This is a genomic window from Kitasatospora sp. MBT66 (assembly GCF_000710405.2).
Taxonomy (GTDB): Bacteria; Actinomycetota; Actinomycetes; order Streptomycetales; family Streptomycetaceae; genus Kitasatospora; species Kitasatospora purpeofusca.
Window position 1 is genome coordinate 32496 of record NZ_JAIY01000015.1, and the last position, 15701, is coordinate 48196.

A 15701-nucleotide genomic window follows, 5' to 3' on the forward strand; every position below is an offset into this window, starting at 1 on the left:
AGAACCGTGTTGCCAGCATGTGCAACCCTCATTGCACATGTTGCAACATGGCAGATGGAGGAAGACGGTGGACCAGACCTTCGCGAGCAGTGGCAGCGACGGCGGCGGAAGTGGCAGCGGCGGTAGTGGTGGCAGCGGCAGCGGTGGGCCCGATGGTGGGCTCGGTGGTGAGCCCGGCGGTGGCGGTTCGGGCATCGACGCGGGTGCGGTGGCGGCACTCGCCGAGGAGGTGCTCGACTGGCGGTTCAAGGCGCTGCCGTCGGCCGCCGACGGCCTGACCGTCCGCCAGTACCTGGCCACCGGACCCACCCTGTCCGACCTCGGCACCCCGCTGCTCACGCTCGACGAGGGCGCGCTCGACCACAACCTGCGCACCATGGCCCGCTGGTGCGCGGACGCCGGCATGGCGCTCGCTCCGCACGGCAAGACCACCATGGCCCCCGCGCTCTGGAAGGCGCAGCTGGACGCGGGCAGCCACGGCATCACCCTCGCCAACCTGCCGCAGCTCCGGGTCGCCCGCGCCTTCGGTGTGCGCCGGCTGCTGCTCGCCAACTCCCTGCTCGACCCGGCCGGCCTGCGCTGGCTGGCGGGCGAGCTCGCCGCCGACGCCGACTTCGCCTTCACCTGCTGGGTCGACTCGGTGGAGAGCGTCCGGCTGATGGACGAGGCACTGCGCGCGGCCGGTGCCGAGCGTCGGGTCGAGGTACTGGTCGAACTCGGCGGCCCCGGCGGCCGCACCGGCGCGCGCACCGTCGACGGGGCGGTGGAGATCGCGGATGCCGTCCGCCGTGCGCCGACCCTCCGGCTGGCCGGCATCGGCGGGTACGAGGGTGCGTTGGCGCACGACGCGAGCGAGGGCGGGCTCGGTACCGTGCGCGGGTACCTGCGGTCGCTGGCCGAGCTGCACGGGCGGCTGGCCGGTCGGTACGCCGAGGACGCCGCGCCCGTGGTCACGGCCGGTGGCAGTGCCTACTTCGACCTGGTCGCCGAGGAGTTGGCTGCGCTGCCGGAGGCCTTCGTGGTGCTGCGCTCGGGTGCGTACCTCGCGCACGACGACGGCTTCTACCGGGGGATCTCGCCGCTCGCCCGGGGCGCGGCGGAGCCGGGGGCCGGTGGTGGCCGGGCACTGCGCGGGGCGCTGCACGGGTGGGCCCGAGTGGTCTCCCGGCCGGAGCCGCAGTTGGCGCTGCTGGACGCGGGCAAGCGCGACCTGCCGTTCGACGAGGGCCTTCCGGAACCGCATCTGGTGCGGGGCGGGGCGGAGTTGACGGGCACGGCGGCGCGGATCACCGCGCTCAACGACCAGCACGCGTTCCTCAGGGACGCGGGCGACCTCGCGCCGGTCGGCGCGGTGCTGCGGCTGGGCATCTCGCACCCGTGCACCGCCTTCGACAAGTGGACGCTGATCCCGGTGCTGGACGATGCCTCGGCGGCCGAGCCGAAGGTGACCGGGCTGGTCAGGACGTTCTTCTGATGAGCGCCAGGGCCGGTGGGAGCGTGCTGTTCCGTGGTGCCACGGTGGTGGACGGCACGGGAGCGGGACGGTTCCGGGCGGACGTCCGGATCGCCGGCGGGGTGATCGTCGAGGTCGGGGCGCCGGGCGGGACGGTGGCGTCGGGTAGGACGGTGGCGTCGGGTGCGGGTGCGGGTGCGGGTGCGGGTGCGGGTGCGGGCCGGTCGGGTGCCGGTGGCGTGGGCCGGTCGGGTGCGGGCGCGGCGCGGACGGTCGACGCGGACGGGCTGGTCCTGGCGCCCGGGTTCATCGACATGCACGCCCACTCCGACCTCGCGCTGCTCCGCGAACCGGAGCACCCGGCCAAGGTCACCCAGGGCGTGACCTGCGAGGTCCTCGGCCAGGACGGCCTCTCCTACGCGCCGGTCGACGACACCACCCTGCCCGCGCTCCGCCGCCAGATCGCCGGCTGGAACGGCGACCCGGACGACCTGGACTGGGACTGGCGCACCGTCGGCGGCTATCTGGACCGGCTGGACCGGACCGGCCCCGCCGTCAACGCCTGCTACCTGGTGCCGCACGGCTCGCTGCGCATGCTCGCCATGGGCTGGGAGAACCGGGCCCCGAGCGCCGCCGAACTCGACCGGATGCGCGAGCTGTTGGCGCAGGGGCTGGTCGAAGGCGCGGTCGGGATGTCGAGCGGCCTGACGTACACCCCCGGGATGTACGCCGGAACCGCCGAACTGGTCGAACTCTGCCGGGTCGTCGCCGGCTTCGGAGGATTCCACGCCCCCCACCAACGCTCCTACGGGGCCGGGGCGTTGGAGGGATACGCGGAGATGGTCGAGATCGCCCGGCGGTCCGGCTGCCCGCTCCACCTCACCCACGCCACCATGAACTTCGGTGTCAACGAGGGCCGCGCCGGAGAACTGCTGGCCCTGCTCGACCGGGCCCTCGACGACGGTGTGGACCTCACCCTGGACAGTTACCCCTACCTGCCCGGATCCACCACCCTGGCCGCCCTGCTGCCCAGTTGGGCCACCGAGGGCGGACCGCAGGCCACCCTGGCGCGGCTCGGCGACCCCGCCGCGCGCGAGCGGATCCGGTACGAGGTGGAGGAGAAGGGCAGCGACGGCTGCCACGGTGTGGTCACCGACTGGAGCACCATCCAGCTCTCCGGCGTCCGGGCCCCCGAACTCGCCGACGCGGTCGGCCGGACCGTCGCCGAACTCGCCGCCGAGCAGGGCCGGAGCGGCACGGAGGTCTTCCTCGACCTGCTGCTCCGGGACGAGTTGGCCACCACTATCCTCCAGCACGTCGGCCACGAGGCGAACGTCCGGGCGATCATGCGCCACCGCGTGCACACCGTCGGCAGCGACGGGCTGTTGGTCGGCGCCCGCCCGCACCCGCGGGCCTGGGGCACCTTCCCCCGCTACCTGGCCCGGTACGTCCGCGACTCCGGCGTGCTCACACTGGAGGAGGCGGTCGCCCGGATGACCGGTCGGCCCGCGGCCCGGTTGCGGCTGCACCGGCGTGGGCGGATCGCCCCCGGTTTCCATGCCGACCTGGTCCTCTTCGACCCCGAAAAGGTCCAGGACGGCGCGACGTTCGAGCAGCCGAGGCGGCCCGCAGTCGGTGTGGAACACGTCTATGTGAACGGCATGGCCGTGGTGGAGCAGGGCCGCACCACGGGCGCGCGGCCCGGTCGGGCGCTGCGCCGGACGGGGCGCGGGGCGGAGGCGGTATGACGGCCGCGTGCTGGGGAGCCGAGCCCGGCGGGTGCGGGTGCGGGTGCAGGTGTGGCGGTGGGGCCGGCGTCGGTGGGGGCGGTGGCGGTGGGGCCGGTTCCCGTAGATCAGGGTGCCTGGTGAATCAGGGTGCCAAGCGAATCCGAGTGGAATGGAAGCGAACGCCGTGAATTCGAGTTCAGTCGGTCCGAGGCCGGTCGAAGAGGGTTTCGTGGATCGGGAGTCGGCGGGTCCGAGCGCCGGGAGCCCGGGCTCCGGGAGCCGCACGCCCTCCGCTGCCGCCATGGCGGCAGCGGCGCGGGCCGCGCTCGCCGCCTCGCCGGTGGTCGCGGTCGTCCGTGCGCCACGGATACCGGACGCCGCCGCACTCTGCGCCGCGCTCGCCGAGGGCGGAATCACCTGGACCGAATTCACCTTCACCACACCCGATGTGACAACCCACCTGCACCGGGCGGCACAGGCCGGCCACCGGGTCGGGGTCGGGACGGTGCTCACCGCCCAGCAGGCCGAGCAGGGGCTCGCTGCCGGGGCGTCCTTCCTGGTCACGCCCGGTTTGCGACCCGAGGTGGCGGATGCCGCGCACGCGGCGGGAGTCCCGGTGATCCTCGGCGCCCTCACCGCGACCGAGGTGGCCCAGGCGGTGGATCTCGGTGCCGCGGCGGTGAAGATCTTCCCGGCCCGGGCGTTCGGCCCCGGCTACTTCAAGGATCTGCGGGGCCCGTACCCCGATGTCCCGCTGGTCGCCTCCGGCGGTGTCAACGCGGGCAACGCGGCGGAGTTCCTGGCGCACGGGGCACTCGCCGTCTGTGCCGGGACGGACGTGGTGCCGCCGGAGGTCGTCGCGGCCGGGGACTGGACGGAGATCACCCGTCGGGCCCGGGCGTTCACGGAGGCCTGCGCGCTCCGGTAACGGGGGCGAGCGGGGGCGAGCACCGTGGCCGATGTTGCGACGCCCTGCGGGGCGGCATGCCCCGCACGGCGGGCGTCGATCGTGGGGCGCGAAGGAGTGGGAGGGGCTCGGGAGGGCGCGCGGCATGGGCGGGGGCTCCTTCCAGGAGTCCCGCGCCGGTCCGGGAGTGGCCGAGCCGGACTGTTGGGGCGACGGGGATTCGACGAGAATCGGTAGCCCCCCGGCACCCGGCAGGAGGATCCCACCCATGACCTCGACCCGCCCCGGCCCCGACTGGCTGACCGACGCCGTGCTGTACCAGATCTACCCCCAGACCTTCGCCGACTCCGACGGCGACGGCATCGGCGACTTCGCGGGCATCACCGAGCACCTCGACCACCTCGCCTGGCTGGGCGTGGACACGGTCTGGCTGAACCCGTGCTTCGCCTCGCCCTTCCGTGACGCGGGTTACGACGTCACCGACTACCTCGCACCCGCCCCGCGCTACGGCACGGCCGACGACCTCGCCGCACTGGTCGAGGCGGCGCGCCGCAAGGGCATCCGGATCCTGCTGGACCTGGTCGCCGGCCACACCTCCGACCAGCACCCCTGGTTCCGGGCCTCGGCCGAGGATCCGTCCGACCACCGCTACATCTGGTCCGACCGGCCGGTGGACGGCTTCGTCGCCTCCCCGGGCGGCCGGGCCGGGTGGTACCGGCCGAACTTCTTCGAGTGCCAGCCCGCACTCAACTTCGGCTACGGGCGCGAGGATCCGGAACAGCCCTGGCGCCAGCCCGTCGACGCCGAGGGCCCCCGGGCCAACCGCGCCGCGTTGCGCGGGATCATGGCGCACTGGCTGGACCTGGGGCTGGCCGGCTTCCGGGTCGACATGGCGTCCTCCCTGGTCAAGGACGACCCGGGCTTCGCCGAGACGGGCAAGCTCTGGACCGAACTGCGCGACTGGCTCGACCGCGACCACCCGCAGGCCGCGCTGTTCGCCGAATGGGGCGACCCGGCAGCCGCCGTCGCCGCGGGCTTCCACGCGGACTTCCTGCTCCAGTTCGGCGGCACGGACCACGGACTGCCGCTGCGCTCGCTCTGGAACAACAACGCCGGGACGGTGGAGGAGTTCTGGAAGCAGGGCCCGTGCTACTTCGAGGCCGAGGGGCGCGGCACGCCCCAGGTGTTCCTGGACGCCTGGCGCTCGGCGTCGCAACTGACCGAGGGCGCCGGGCACATCGCCCTCCCCACCGCCAATCACGACTTCTCCCGGCTGGCGACCGGTCCGCGCACCGCCGAGCAACTCGCCCCGGCCTTCGCCCTGGTGCTGACCTGGCCCACGCTGCCCGCGGTGTACTACGGCGACGAGATCGGCATGCGCTATGTGCCGGACCTCCCCGACGTCGAGGGCAGCGTGCTCGGCCCGACGTACAACCGGGCCGGCTCGCGCACGCCGATGCAGTGGGCACCCGGTCCGAACGCGGGCTTCTCGGCCGCCCCGGCGGAGCGGCTCTACCTCCCGGTGGATCCGGACCCGCGCAGGCCGGATGTCGCCGGCCAACGGGCCGACCCGACCTCGCTGCTGCACACCGTGCGGCGGCTGATCGCACTGCGCCGCAAGCACCCGGGGCTGGGGGCGCGGGGCTCGCTGGAGGTACGGCACGCCGGGTACCCGCTGGTGTACACCCGGGCCGGGCGGTACCTGGTGGTGATCAACCCGCGGCGGGAACCGGCGGTTCTCCCGCTCGACGGGCTGCTGGACGGTGTCGGTGCGTCCGGTGCATCCGACGTGTCCGGTGGGGCCGACCGGGTGGGCAGGGCGGGCCGGGCTGGCGGGGTCACCCCGCTGGAGGCCCAGGGTGTGCGGATCGGAGCGGCGGGTGAGCTGCGGGCGGACGGCTTCTCGTACGGGGTCTTCGACCTGGGGTGACGGTCCCGGCGCTGCCGACGCCGCAGCCCTGCGAGGCGTGGGCTGATCGGGGGCGGGCTTCGGCCCGCCCCCGAAGTGGTTGTACACTGCATCCAGATGGTTGCATTTACCATCTTTCATGCCCACCTTTCACTGGCGACCGCCGTAGGACGGACCGAACTTCATGAGCACACCCCGGACCACAGCCGCAGCGCCCGCCGTGGGGCACTCGCTCAAGCATCTGGCGTTCCACCTGCTCACCCCGCTGCTGATGTGCCTCGGCATGGCGCTCGCGTACCAGGGCGCCTTCCACCAGCCCGAGCCGCACCATCTGAAGGTCGCCGTTGTCGGCGTCACCCCGGAGGCGCGGGCGCTGGCCGGAGCGGTGCAGAGCGGGGCGGGAGACGCGCTGGACGTGAGCACGCTGCCGGACCGGGCCGCCGCCGAACAGGGACTGCTGGACCGGGACCTGGTCGGCGCCTTCCTCCCCGACGCCAGCCACCCCGAACTCCTGGTCGCCAAGGCCAACTCGGACACCTCGGCGATGGCGGCCGAGAAGGTCTTCCAGCGCGTGACCGCACAGCAGGGCGTCCCCCTGGCCGTCACGGACCTCACCACCCCGAGCGAGGGCGATCCCACCGGTCAGGGCCTGTTCTTCCTGCTGGTCGCGCTCAGCATCGGTTCCTACGGCAGCGTCGCGGTGATCGGCGCGGCGGGTGCGGCGCTGGCCATGCGGATCCGGGTGCTGGTCGGGGTGGGTGTGTCCTTGGCGGTGAGCGTGATCGGAATTCTCACCGCAGGGCCGGTCTTCCATGTGGTGGACCACGACCTGGCCGGGATCTGGGCGCTGGGCTGGCTCTACTCGGCCGGGGTGATCGGGATCGGCATCGGTCTCCACACCTTCCTCAAGCGGTGGACCACGCTGGCGATGATGGTGCTGTTCGTGATGCTGAACTTCACCAGTTCCGGCGGTGTGTACCGGCCGGAGCTCCAGAACGGCTTCTTCGCCGGGCTGCACTCCTTCTGGGCCGGTGCGGGCTTCCTGGAGGGCGCCCGCAGTCTGCTGTACTTCGATGGCGGTGCCGGCTTCGGCGGTCATCTCCTGACGTTGGTGCTGTGGTTGGCGGCCGCCGGTGTGCTCGTGGTCGGAGCCGCGCGGTACGAACGGCGCGGCCGGGCCGTGGCGTCGAGTGCGGTCGGCGCGGGGGCTGCCGAAGGTGGCGGCGGTACGGCCGGGTGGGTCGGCTCAGCCGGGTCGGCCGGGGCGGCCGGTGTGGCGCGCGCTGCCGACTCGTCGCCCGGAGAGGGGCCCGGTGTCGAGGAGGAGATGGAGGAGTCGGCGGTCGCGATCTGATTGTCCGTCAACTCGGTGGGAGAACTTCACCCGGTGCGAGGGGCATCGACTCCGGGTGGGGACAGGTGGCCCGCGACCGGCCCTGGACAAGCCGGTTGCGGGCCCCGGCCGGCGGAACGCGCGCCGCCGCCCCGGCGTGGTGGATCGGGTGATCTGCGTGGCGGCACAGCCCGCTGCCTCCCGGATGGCAGGATCGGGCGTGCTCTGCCGACGGGGGACGTCGCCCCGTCCGTTCGCCGTCCCCGAGGAGTACCACCGTGCCTCGCCCCTTCCGACCTGCCCGTAGCGCTCTTGCCGACCGGGTGCTGGCAGCGGTGCCGGCCACCGCCATCGCCTTGGCGCTGCTCGCCGCGACCCCGGCCGTCGCCGTCGCGCCACCGCTCTCGCAGCCCCGGATCGTCGCCCACTTCGATCTGTCCCAGGGCCGCCAGCCCGAGAACATCGCCGTCGAACCCGACGGCTCCGTGGACCTCACCCTCTCCTTCGCCCGCCAGGTCGTCCACCTCGACCGCGCCGGGCGGCTCACCGTCCTTGCCGGCATGCCCGTTCCCGCACACCCCGCGACCCCGGTCATCGGCGCCGCGGCCGTGTCGGGCCTGGCCCGCGCCCACGACGGCACGCTGTACTTCGCTTATGCCACCGGTACCGAGGACCTCGCCGGGATCTGGAGGCTCTGCCCCGGCGGTGAGCCGGAGCGCATCGCCGCCCTCCCCGCGAACAGCCTGCCCAACGGCCTCGCGCTGGACGAGCGCGCCGGCGTGCTGTACTCCGCCGACTCGGCGCTCGGCCTGGTCCGGGTCGTGCCGACGGCCGGCGGCGCTCCGGTGGTCTGGTCCGACGATGCCCGCCTCAAGCCCACCGTCGCTTTCGGTGCCAACGGCCTGAAGGTGCACCGCGGCGCGGTTTGGGTCGGCAACACCGACACCGGCTCGCTACTGCGAATCCCGATCGGTCCGGACGGCTCCGCCGGCCCGGTCGAGGTCCGCGCCGACGGGCTCGCAGGGCTCGACGACTTCGCCTTCGTCGGGGTCGGTGACGAGCTGATTGCGGCGCTCAACACCTCCAGCGAGGCCGTCTACCTCCGTGGTGACGGTACTCGGCACACCGTTCTCGATGCCTCGGACGGTCTCTCCAACCCGACCTCGGTCGGGATCCGGGGCGACCGGGTGTACGTGCCGAGTGCGGCCTTCTACTCGAGGAGCGATCCCAACCTGCTGGCCGCGACGCTGGAGCGGTAGGGCGCCGGGACTGCGCGTGGGGCCGCCGGGCGGGCCGGGCCTGCGGCCCTCTCGTGGGCTCCTTCCTGCTCAGGGGCGGCTGGGTGGACGGGTGAAGCAGCAGTCACCGCAGACGCCCGCCTGCGGACCGATCCGGTAGTAGAGGCAACAGCTGGTGCGTCGGAACCCGGTGCCGCTCCGAGCGCCGCCGACGGTCAGGGTTCCGGTGCCGGCCAGAGGCGGGTGGTCGAGCGAGCGGGCGACCAGGAGCCGGGCCAGACCCGGATCCGCGGAGGCTCCGTCGCGGGCCGCCTGCGCGATGTGGGCCTCCAGCATGCGCAGGGCACCGGCCAGGGCCGAGGCCGCGTTCCCCCGCAGCAGCCCCTCGGAGAGCGGGACCGTGGAGCGGACGGCTGCCGCAAGCTCCGTCAGCTGACCCTCGACGACGGTCCGGCGGAACCGGTCGGCGAGCTCAGCCGGATCGGCCGACCTGCCCGCGTCCTCCGAGGTGGGCCCTGTCGTCGACGTGGGCGGGTAGGGCGCCCAGAGGTCGATCGGCCCCTGTTCGGGGATGCGGACCCACGCTTCATCGGGAGTCAGGTCGGGCACTTCGCCGAGCAGCACGGCGGCGCCGAGGCCCACCGAGCAGAACCTGGAGGCCAGGCCCAGGTGCAGGATCGAGGCCGCGACCCGTGCTTCGGTCGTGCCGAGCCTCCGACCGACCTCCCGAACCCGGCCCGCCAACAGGCTGCCCTGGCCCGGGGCGTAGAACTCCCGCAGCGGTCGGAAGCCCGGCGGCGGGCCCTGCCCGGGTGTCTCGGCCGTGTCCAGCGCGAAGTACGGGCCGACGCCGGCGAGCCGTCCGAGGCCGGATGCGACGCTCATCGGCGACAGGCCGTCGTCGCGGTGCGGCCGGCGGCGGGGGACGGGGCGAGGCGTGCCCGCACGGGGCCGGGGGACGGACGGTTGCGGGTGGGCATCGGGTTGGTTCTCCGGATCCGTGCGGCGAGTTGGAGCGAATGGTGGTGGCACCGGTGCGCGGCGGCGGTTCGGTCCGGTGCGACGGCCGAGGAGGTACCGGTGCAGGTCCCGAAGAACGGTACCGCGCCCCGGTGGTCCCGGACGGGCACCCCGAAGGCCCGTAGGAGTCGGCCGGGGTGGCCGTGGCGGTCGTGGCGATGATGCGGAAGCGCATGGGAGCGTCCTCTCCTGAGTCCTGTTCGAGCCCGTCCGGCTCTCTGTTCGGTCACGGACTGACATCCCCCCTTTCCGGAGCTCGTACCTCCCTCGGACGAGCGAGTTTGACCTTGCTTGTGGTGGATTCGGCTCTCGTCGGGAGGAGTTGGCCCGGCTCGGGGCCGACCGTCGGTCGGCAGCCGCGACCTTAGGCTCGGACGTATGCCCGCCGATTCCTCGGTGGACGCGGCCCACGGCCGGTCCACCGCTCCCGCCAGAGCCGTTCCCGCGTCCCGCCGCGGTGCGAGTCGTCGCACGGCGCTCCGAGGGCCGGTGGGGGTGGTGGCCGCGCTGTTCGTGCTCGCGCCCGTCCTGCTGGCGCATCCGGGCCAGCGTGCCGCCGCGCTTCTGTTGGCCGCCATGGCCGCGGTGGCGGTGCTGGTGGCCGCGGTGCCGTGGCCGCGAGGGCGGGTGACGCTCGCCGGTGCGGTGGGCTGGATGGCCGCGGCCTCGCTGCTGCTCGACCTGGTCTACCCCGGCCCGTACCGACTGCCGGCCTTCTGGCTGCCGTTCGAGTGGGCGGCCCTGCTGATGCTGGCGGGCCGGGTGGTCCGGCGGGCCCGGGGGCGGTGGGCCGGGCCGGTGGGTGCCCTGGTGGCCACGGCGGTGGTGGCTGTGCCCCTGCGTTTCACCGTCCGGACCCCGAACGGTGGTGGGACCGCCTCCGTGCTGGCCGTCCTGACCTCGGGGGTGCCGCTGGCGGCTGTGGTCGGCGCGAGTGTGTATCTGCGAGTGCTGGACGCGCGGCGCGAGCGCGCGGTGGCGAAGGCGCGGCGCGAACAGCGTCTGGAGGTGGCGCGTGGGTTGCACGACTTCGTGGCGCACGAGATCACCGGCATCGTGCTGGAGGCCCAGGCCGGTCAACTGCCGGGCGATCATGGAGCGGAGGAGACGGCGGCGCTGCTGCGACGGCTGGAGGAGGCGGGGCTGCGCGCGCTGGACTCGATGGACGCGATGGTGGGGGCGCTGCGGGAGCCGCACGAAGGCGGCGAGGACAGTGGGGACGGCGGCGGGGACGGCGGGGCAGACCCGCCAGGCGCGACCGGCGCGACCCGGGTGTACGGGCTGGCCGATCTGCCGGAGCTGGTGGGCCGTTTCGACCGGACCGGTCCCACCCGGGCCCGGCTCGAGGCGGCGCGGGAGGTCACGGGGCTGCTGTCTGCGGAGGCGGAGGGCGCCGCGTACGCGGTCGTGCTGGAGGCGCTGACGAATGTGCGAAGGCACGCTCCGGGTGCCGCGGAGGCGTTGGTCCGGGTGGAGGCCCGTGCGGCCGCGGACGGAACGGTCGCGGTTGTACGGGTGTCGGCGAGCAACGACGGCAGGGTGCCGGGCGGCATCCGTGGGCTGCGCCGCCTCCGGGACAACGGCGGGACCGGTCTGCCGGCGCTCGCCGAACGCCTCGCCCGCCACGGCGGAACGCTGGAGTCAGGACCGCTGGAGCCCGCTCCGCTGCGTCCGACGGGCTGGCGGACGAGCTGCGAACTGCCGGTCCACCAGGCCGAACGGCAGGGGTGCGGAGCGAAATCGGCCGCAGAAGTATGCCGATCGGCAGATGGCAGCGGCTCGGTGAGCGGCGATGCTCGTAGTCGTGATCGACCGTACCCCGCGTCAGAAGAAGGGCCTGCCATGGCTGCCGCATCCACCCCGGTCCCCACCGGTCCCACCGCGACCGACCGTCAGGCCGACAAGGGGGCCGCGCCCGACCGAGTCCGGCCGTGCGAGACTTCCATGCGTGACGAGTCCGAATCCGGATCCCATCCGTACCCTGATCGCGGACGACCAGGAAGCCGTCCGCCGGAGCGTGCGGCGGATCCTGGAGGCCCAGGACGACATCACCGTGGTCGGTGAGGCGGCCGACGGGGTCGCCGCGCTCGAACTCGCGGCGGAGCTGCGCCCGGACGTCGCGCTCGTGGACATCCGGATGCCCAGGATGGACGGTCTGGAGCTCACCAGGCGCCTGGCCGGTCCGGGGGCGGTCACGCCCGTGCGCGTGGTGGTGCTGACCACCTTCGACCTGGACGAGTACGTCTATCCGGCGCTGAGGCACGGGGCTTCCGGATTCCTGCTGAAGCGGTCCGGTCCGGCCCTGCTCGCCGAGGCGGTCCGGGCGGCGGCAGGAGGGGAGAGCCTGATCAGCCCGGCGGTCACCGTGCGGTTGCTCCAGCATGTGACCGCACCCCGGAGGGTGGACCGCCGATCGGCTCCCGCGGCGCCGTTGACCGAACGAGAGGTGGAGATCGCCGGCCAGGTGGCCGCCGGTCGGACCAATGCCGACATCGCCGCCGAACTCTTCATCTCCCCCGGCACGGTGAAGACGCACGTGGCGAGCATCCAGCGCAAGCTGGGCGTGCAGAACCGGGTGGGCATCGCCGTGCACGCGTGGGAGATGGGGTATGCGGTGCCGACCGCGTCGTAGCGCGGAACCGGCGCCGGGGCACCGGCGGGTCGACGTGGGATGTCCGGCCGGTGAGGGGTCCGGCCGGACATGGGGAACCTGCGAGGTGGGGGTGGCCTCCGGACGTCCCGTCCTCCGGCCAAATAGTTCGATCGTCGACCGAGGTACCAGCGGCAGACCCTGATCCGTCTCGATCTGTCGCCACTGCCTCCTGCGGTCGAACCTCCGCGGCTACCTCGCAGGTCCATCACCATGATGCGCCTCGGGTGACCGCCGCACCAGGGGTATCCGGAAAAATTTCCCACAAATCGGACAATTTTCTGACCCTGGTCGCACCACCCCGGATCGGACACTCAGGTACGGAGCGCGTCCTTGCGGAGGAACCGCTTGAGGCGTTGCCACGGCCAGGTGTTGATCACGTCCTCGGCGGTGAGCCACGCGCGTTGGGCGGTGCCGATCCCGTACCTGGGGTAGGCGAGGTGGGGGGTGGCGTGGGCGTCGCTGTCGATCGAGAACTTCACGCCGTGGCGCTTGGCCCGGAGCACGTCCTCGTCCCGCAGGTCGAGGCGCTGGGGCGAGCTGTTGATCTCGATCGCGGTCCCGGTCCGGGCGGCAGCGGCGAGGACGGCGTCCAGGTCGACGTCGATCGGCCCGCGCCGGCCGATCCGGCGGGTGGTGAGGTGGCCGATGATGTGCACGTGCGGGTTCTCGCAGGCGCGGATCAGCCGACGCGTCTGGGCGTCCCGGTCCGCGCCGAAGTGGGAGTGCACGGACGCCACGCAGACATCGAAGCCGGACAGGAACTCGGCCGGCCAGTCGACGGTGCCGTCCGGTCCGATGTTCAACTCGGTGCCGTGCAGCAGCCGCATCCGCCGGTGCCGCCCGGCCAGTTCGCGCAGCTGCTCACGCTGGGCGAGCATCTTCTCGTCCGTCATCCGCTGCATCACCAGGTCGGGGGCGTGGTCGGTGACCGCGTAGTACGCGTAGCCGCGCGCGGCGGCGGTGTCGATCATCTCCTCCAGGGTGGCCAGCCCGTCGGTGAGATCGGTGTGGGTGTGCAGGTCGCCGCGGAGGTCCGCCTCGGTCACCAGCTCCGGCAGCTCGTCGCGCAGGGCCGCCTCGATCTCACCCCGGTCCTCGCGCAACGGCGGCGCGACCCAGGGCAGGCCGAGCGCGGCGTACACCTCGTCCTCGTCGGCCGACACGATCTTCTCGCCGCTCTCGGCGTCGAACAGCCCGTACTCGGAGAGCTTCAGGCCCGCCCGGACCGCCATCGTCCGGAGCTTGATGTTGTGCGCCTTCGAACCGGTGAAGTAGACCAGGGCCGCGCCCCAGTCCTCCTCCGGGACGACCCGCAGGTCGATCTGGATCCCGTCCGTGGTGCGGATCGACGTCTTGGTCGGCCCGGTGCCGATCACCTCGGCCGTGTAGGGGAGCGCCGTGAGCGCGGCCATCAGGGGCGCGGAATCCTCGGCGGTGGCCAGGATGTCGATGTCGCCGACCGTCTCGCGCATCCGGCGCAGCGAGCCCGCGTACGCGCAGCGGGTGCACCCCGGCACGGCTGCCAGTGCCGCGACGATCCGGTCGGCCAGCGCCGTGGCGGAGTCCAGCAGCGTCCGGCCGCCGGACTGCCGGATCAGTTCGATGCCGTGCAGGATCTTCTCGCCGCTGCGTTCGCCCAGGCCGGGGACGTCGCTGAGCCGGTCGGCGCGGATCGCCTCGGCGAGTTCGTCGACGGAGGCGATGCCGAGGTCACGGTAGAGCGCGAGCGCGCGCTTCGGTCCCACACCGGGGACGGACATCATGGCGCGCACCCCGGAGGGGATCTCGGCCCGGAGCGTCTCCAGTGCCTCGATCCGCCCGCCGGCGAGGTACTCGGCGATCTTCTCGGCGGTGGACCTGCCGACCCCGGGGATCTGCTGGAGCCCCTTCACGTCGAGGCCGTCGATGTCCGCGGGGTGGCCGCCGACCGCTCGGGCGGCCTTCTCGTAGGCGCGGGCGCGGAAGGCGTCGCCGCCGGTGATCGAGATCAGGTCGGCGTACTCCTGCAGCAGCTCCCTGACCTTGTCGTTGAGCCGGGCCATGGGGTCAGTCTAGGTTCGCCGGCCGGATCGGGCCGGGTGCCGCGAGCCCGGCCGGCGGGCGCGGGAGAAGCGCGGGGGAGAGTCGCGGCCGGCGCCCGAAGAGAGGTCGGTGGCAGGGAAGGGGGCGCGTACGGACCGACGCGCGCCGGTGTGGTGCTCCCGCCGGTTGCCGGAGGGCGGCCCCGCTGGTCGGCGGGGTAGCAGCGGCTGGTGTGGCACCGGGGCCGGATTGTCACCCGGGCGGCGGGGGCGCAGGCTTGGCGCAGGGCCGGGGAATCGGCCCGCACCGGTCCGTCATGGGGTGGCGGATCGGGTCCGCGATGGACGAAGGGCAGGACGATGGCAGGCGGGAAGCTCTGGGGCTACGTCGCGTCGGGTGCCCGGGCACTGGGCGGGCTCGGCCCGCTCGGGCGGTCCGGGGCGCTGGCGGGCGCGCGGCTGCTCAAGGGCGTGGGCGGGGGTGGCCGGCCGGAGCCGGACCGGCACGGCGTGATGCTCGCCGCGCCGATCGGGCCGGTGGGTGCCGGGAGTTCGGGCCGGTCCGCGGCCGGCGGCATGGCCGGACCGCAACTGTTGTCGCGGCCCGAACTGGAGCGGTTGCGCTGGATCGACCGAGCCGCCGGCTGTGTGCCGGACGCGAGGCACGTGCAGGTGGCCGAGGTGGTCGGACGGGTACTGCGGGGCGGTGGCCGGGGAGCCACGGTGGCGGTTCGGCTTCCGGTGGGGCTTCCGGTCGTGATCGCGGACTCTCCGCGGCTGGAGGCGGCCCTGGCCGGGCTGGTCGATCACGCGATCCGGCGCAGTCCGGCGGGGGCCCGGGTGCTGGTCCGGGCCGATCCGCTGCCCGGTCCCGACGGCCTGCTGGGTGCTCGGGGCGGGGCGGGGCCGGGAGGGGTGTTCGGCCGGGGGGCTTCCGGGAAGGGCTCCCTCGGCAGGGGAGTGCTCGGCAAGGGGGCGTTCACCGGGGGAGCGTTCGGCGGGTCGGAGGCGTGGACGGCCGAGCCCGCCCGGGTCGAGCTGAGGGTGGTGGACCGGGGGGCGTCGGAGTCGCCGGAGGCCCGTCAGTGGCTGCTGGCCGGGATGTACGGCGAGCCGGGAATCCCGGGCGCCGGCTGGGCACCGGGCGGCGGGTTCGGCGGTCCCGGCAGTGGTGGCGGGAGCGGTTGGGCCGTGGAGGGCGCGGGGGATGCGACCGCTCCCCGGCGGGGGGCGGGCGGACAGGAACCGGTCGGGCCGTCGATCTCGGCGCTGGTGCGCGCGGCCGGGGGCCGGCTGAGGGTGGAGCAGACGGCGGGCGGCGGGCTCACCGTGGTCCTGGTGCTGGCTGTCGCGCGGGACTGAGACGGCGGCCCGCTCCCCGGTCGGCGCGGGCCGGTCCTGCGGCGGTGCGCGGCCCCTGTTCGAAACCGCAAAGGG

11 protein-coding genes are annotated in these 15701 nt (G+C 73.8%); 9 read left to right on the top strand and 2 right to left on the bottom strand.

Annotated elements, in window-relative coordinates:
- Positions 1 to 67: 67 nt before the first annotated feature.
- The 6 genes from BI06_RS35330 (at position 68) to BI06_RS35355 (ending at position 8591) form a co-directional block, all read left to right on the top strand.
- Positions 68 to 1474: an alanine racemase gene (locus BI06_RS35330; protein ID WP_233290416.1), complete on the top strand. Its 1407-nt coding sequence runs from the start codon at positions 68 to 70 to the stop codon at positions 1472 to 1474.
- Positions 1474 to 3201: an amidohydrolase family protein gene (locus BI06_RS35335; protein ID WP_043475218.1), complete on the top strand. Its 1728-nt coding sequence runs from the start codon at positions 1474 to 1476 to the stop codon at positions 3199 to 3201. Before BI06_RS35330 ends, BI06_RS35335 begins: the two co-directional genes overlap by 1 nt.
- 283 nt (positions 3202 to 3484) lie before the next feature.
- Positions 3485 to 4111 carry a bifunctional 4-hydroxy-2-oxoglutarate aldolase/2-dehydro-3-deoxy-phosphogluconate aldolase gene (locus BI06_RS35340; RefSeq protein WP_043475220.1) on the top strand — a complete coding sequence of 209 codons (627 nt, stop codon included), beginning with the start codon at positions 3485 to 3487 and terminating at the stop codon, positions 4109 to 4111.
- 247 nt (positions 4112 to 4358) lie between these two features.
- Positions 4359 to 6020 (top strand): alpha-amylase family glycosyl hydrolase, encoded by a 1662-nt coding sequence (locus BI06_RS35345; protein ID WP_030397865.1) that lies wholly within the window; start codon positions 4359 to 4361, stop codon positions 6018 to 6020.
- A gap of 163 nt (positions 6021 to 6183) precedes the next feature.
- Positions 6184 to 7353 (top strand): hypothetical protein, encoded by a 1170-nt coding sequence (locus BI06_RS35350; protein WP_051742624.1) that lies wholly within the window; start codon positions 6184 to 6186, stop codon positions 7351 to 7353.
- Positions 7354 to 7610: 257 nt separating this feature from the next.
- Entirely contained in the window at positions 7611 to 8591 is a 981-nt protein-coding gene (locus tag BI06_RS35355; protein WP_233290417.1) for a hypothetical protein, read from the top strand.
- 69 nt (positions 8592 to 8660) lie between these two features.
- On the opposite strand, the gene BI06_RS35360 is transcribed toward BI06_RS35355, so the two are convergent.
- On the bottom strand, positions 8661 to 9455 hold the full coding sequence (locus tag BI06_RS35360) for a (2Fe-2S)-binding protein (RefSeq protein ID WP_043475223.1): 795 nt from the start codon (positions 9453 to 9455) through the stop codon (positions 8661 to 8663).
- Between the two features lie 513 nt (positions 9456 to 9968).
- Between BI06_RS35360 and BI06_RS54865 the strand changes: the two genes are divergently transcribed.
- Together BI06_RS54865 and BI06_RS35370 are read left to right on the top strand one after the other, a co-directional pair.
- Positions 9969 to 11654, top strand: a complete 1686-nt coding sequence (locus BI06_RS54865) for a sensor histidine kinase (protein ID WP_255360307.1) — start codon at positions 9969 to 9971, stop codon at positions 11652 to 11654.
- Complete coding sequence (locus tag BI06_RS35370; protein ID WP_030397860.1) at positions 11563 to 12222, top strand: response regulator transcription factor; 660 nt, start codon at positions 11563 to 11565, stop codon at positions 12220 to 12222. Before BI06_RS54865 ends, BI06_RS35370 begins: the two co-directional genes overlap by 92 nt.
- A 332-nt stretch (positions 12223 to 12554) precedes the next feature.
- Here the strand turns inward: BI06_RS35370 and polX are convergent, their stop codons facing one another.
- Complete coding sequence (polX, locus tag BI06_RS35375; RefSeq protein ID WP_043475226.1) at positions 12555 to 14285, bottom strand: DNA polymerase/3'-5' exonuclease PolX; 1731 nt, start codon at positions 14283 to 14285, stop codon at positions 12555 to 12557.
- A gap of 339 nt (positions 14286 to 14624) precedes the next feature.
- Between polX and BI06_RS35380 the strand changes: the two genes are divergently transcribed.
- Complete coding sequence (locus BI06_RS35380) at positions 14625 to 15626, top strand: hypothetical protein (protein ID WP_043475228.1); 1002 nt, start codon at positions 14625 to 14627, stop codon at positions 15624 to 15626.
- The last annotated feature ends 75 nt before the right edge of the window (positions 15627 to 15701 follow it).

Bases quoted from the DNA above. Each gene is read 5' to 3' on its own strand.
- BI06_RS35380 (WP_043475228.1), top strand. From the start codon at position 14,625: ATGGCAGGCGGGAAGCTCTGGGGCTACGTCGCGTCGGGTGCCCGGGCA.
- BI06_RS35350 (WP_051742624.1), top strand. From the start codon at position 6,184: ATGAGCACACCCCGGACCACAGCCGCAGCGCCCGCCGTGGGGCACTCG.
- BI06_RS35340 (WP_043475220.1), top strand. From the start codon at position 3,485: ATGGCGGCAGCGGCGCGGGCCGCGCTCGCCGCCTCGCCGGTGGTCGCG.
- BI06_RS35360 (WP_043475223.1), bottom strand. From the start codon at position 9,455: ATGAGCGTCGCATCCGGCCTCGGACGGCTCGCCGGCGTCGGCCCGTAC.
- BI06_RS35335 (WP_043475218.1), top strand. From the start codon at position 1,474: ATGAGCGCCAGGGCCGGTGGGAGCGTGCTGTTCCGTGGTGCCACGGTG.
- BI06_RS35345 (WP_030397865.1), top strand. From the start codon at position 4,359: ATGACCTCGACCCGCCCCGGCCCCGACTGGCTGACCGACGCCGTGCTG.
- polX (WP_043475226.1), bottom strand. From the start codon at position 14,285: ATGGCCCGGCTCAACGACAAGGTCAGGGAGCTGCTGCAGGAGTACGCC.
- BI06_RS54865 (WP_255360307.1), top strand. From the start codon at position 9,969: ATGCCCGCCGATTCCTCGGTGGACGCGGCCCACGGCCGGTCCACCGCT.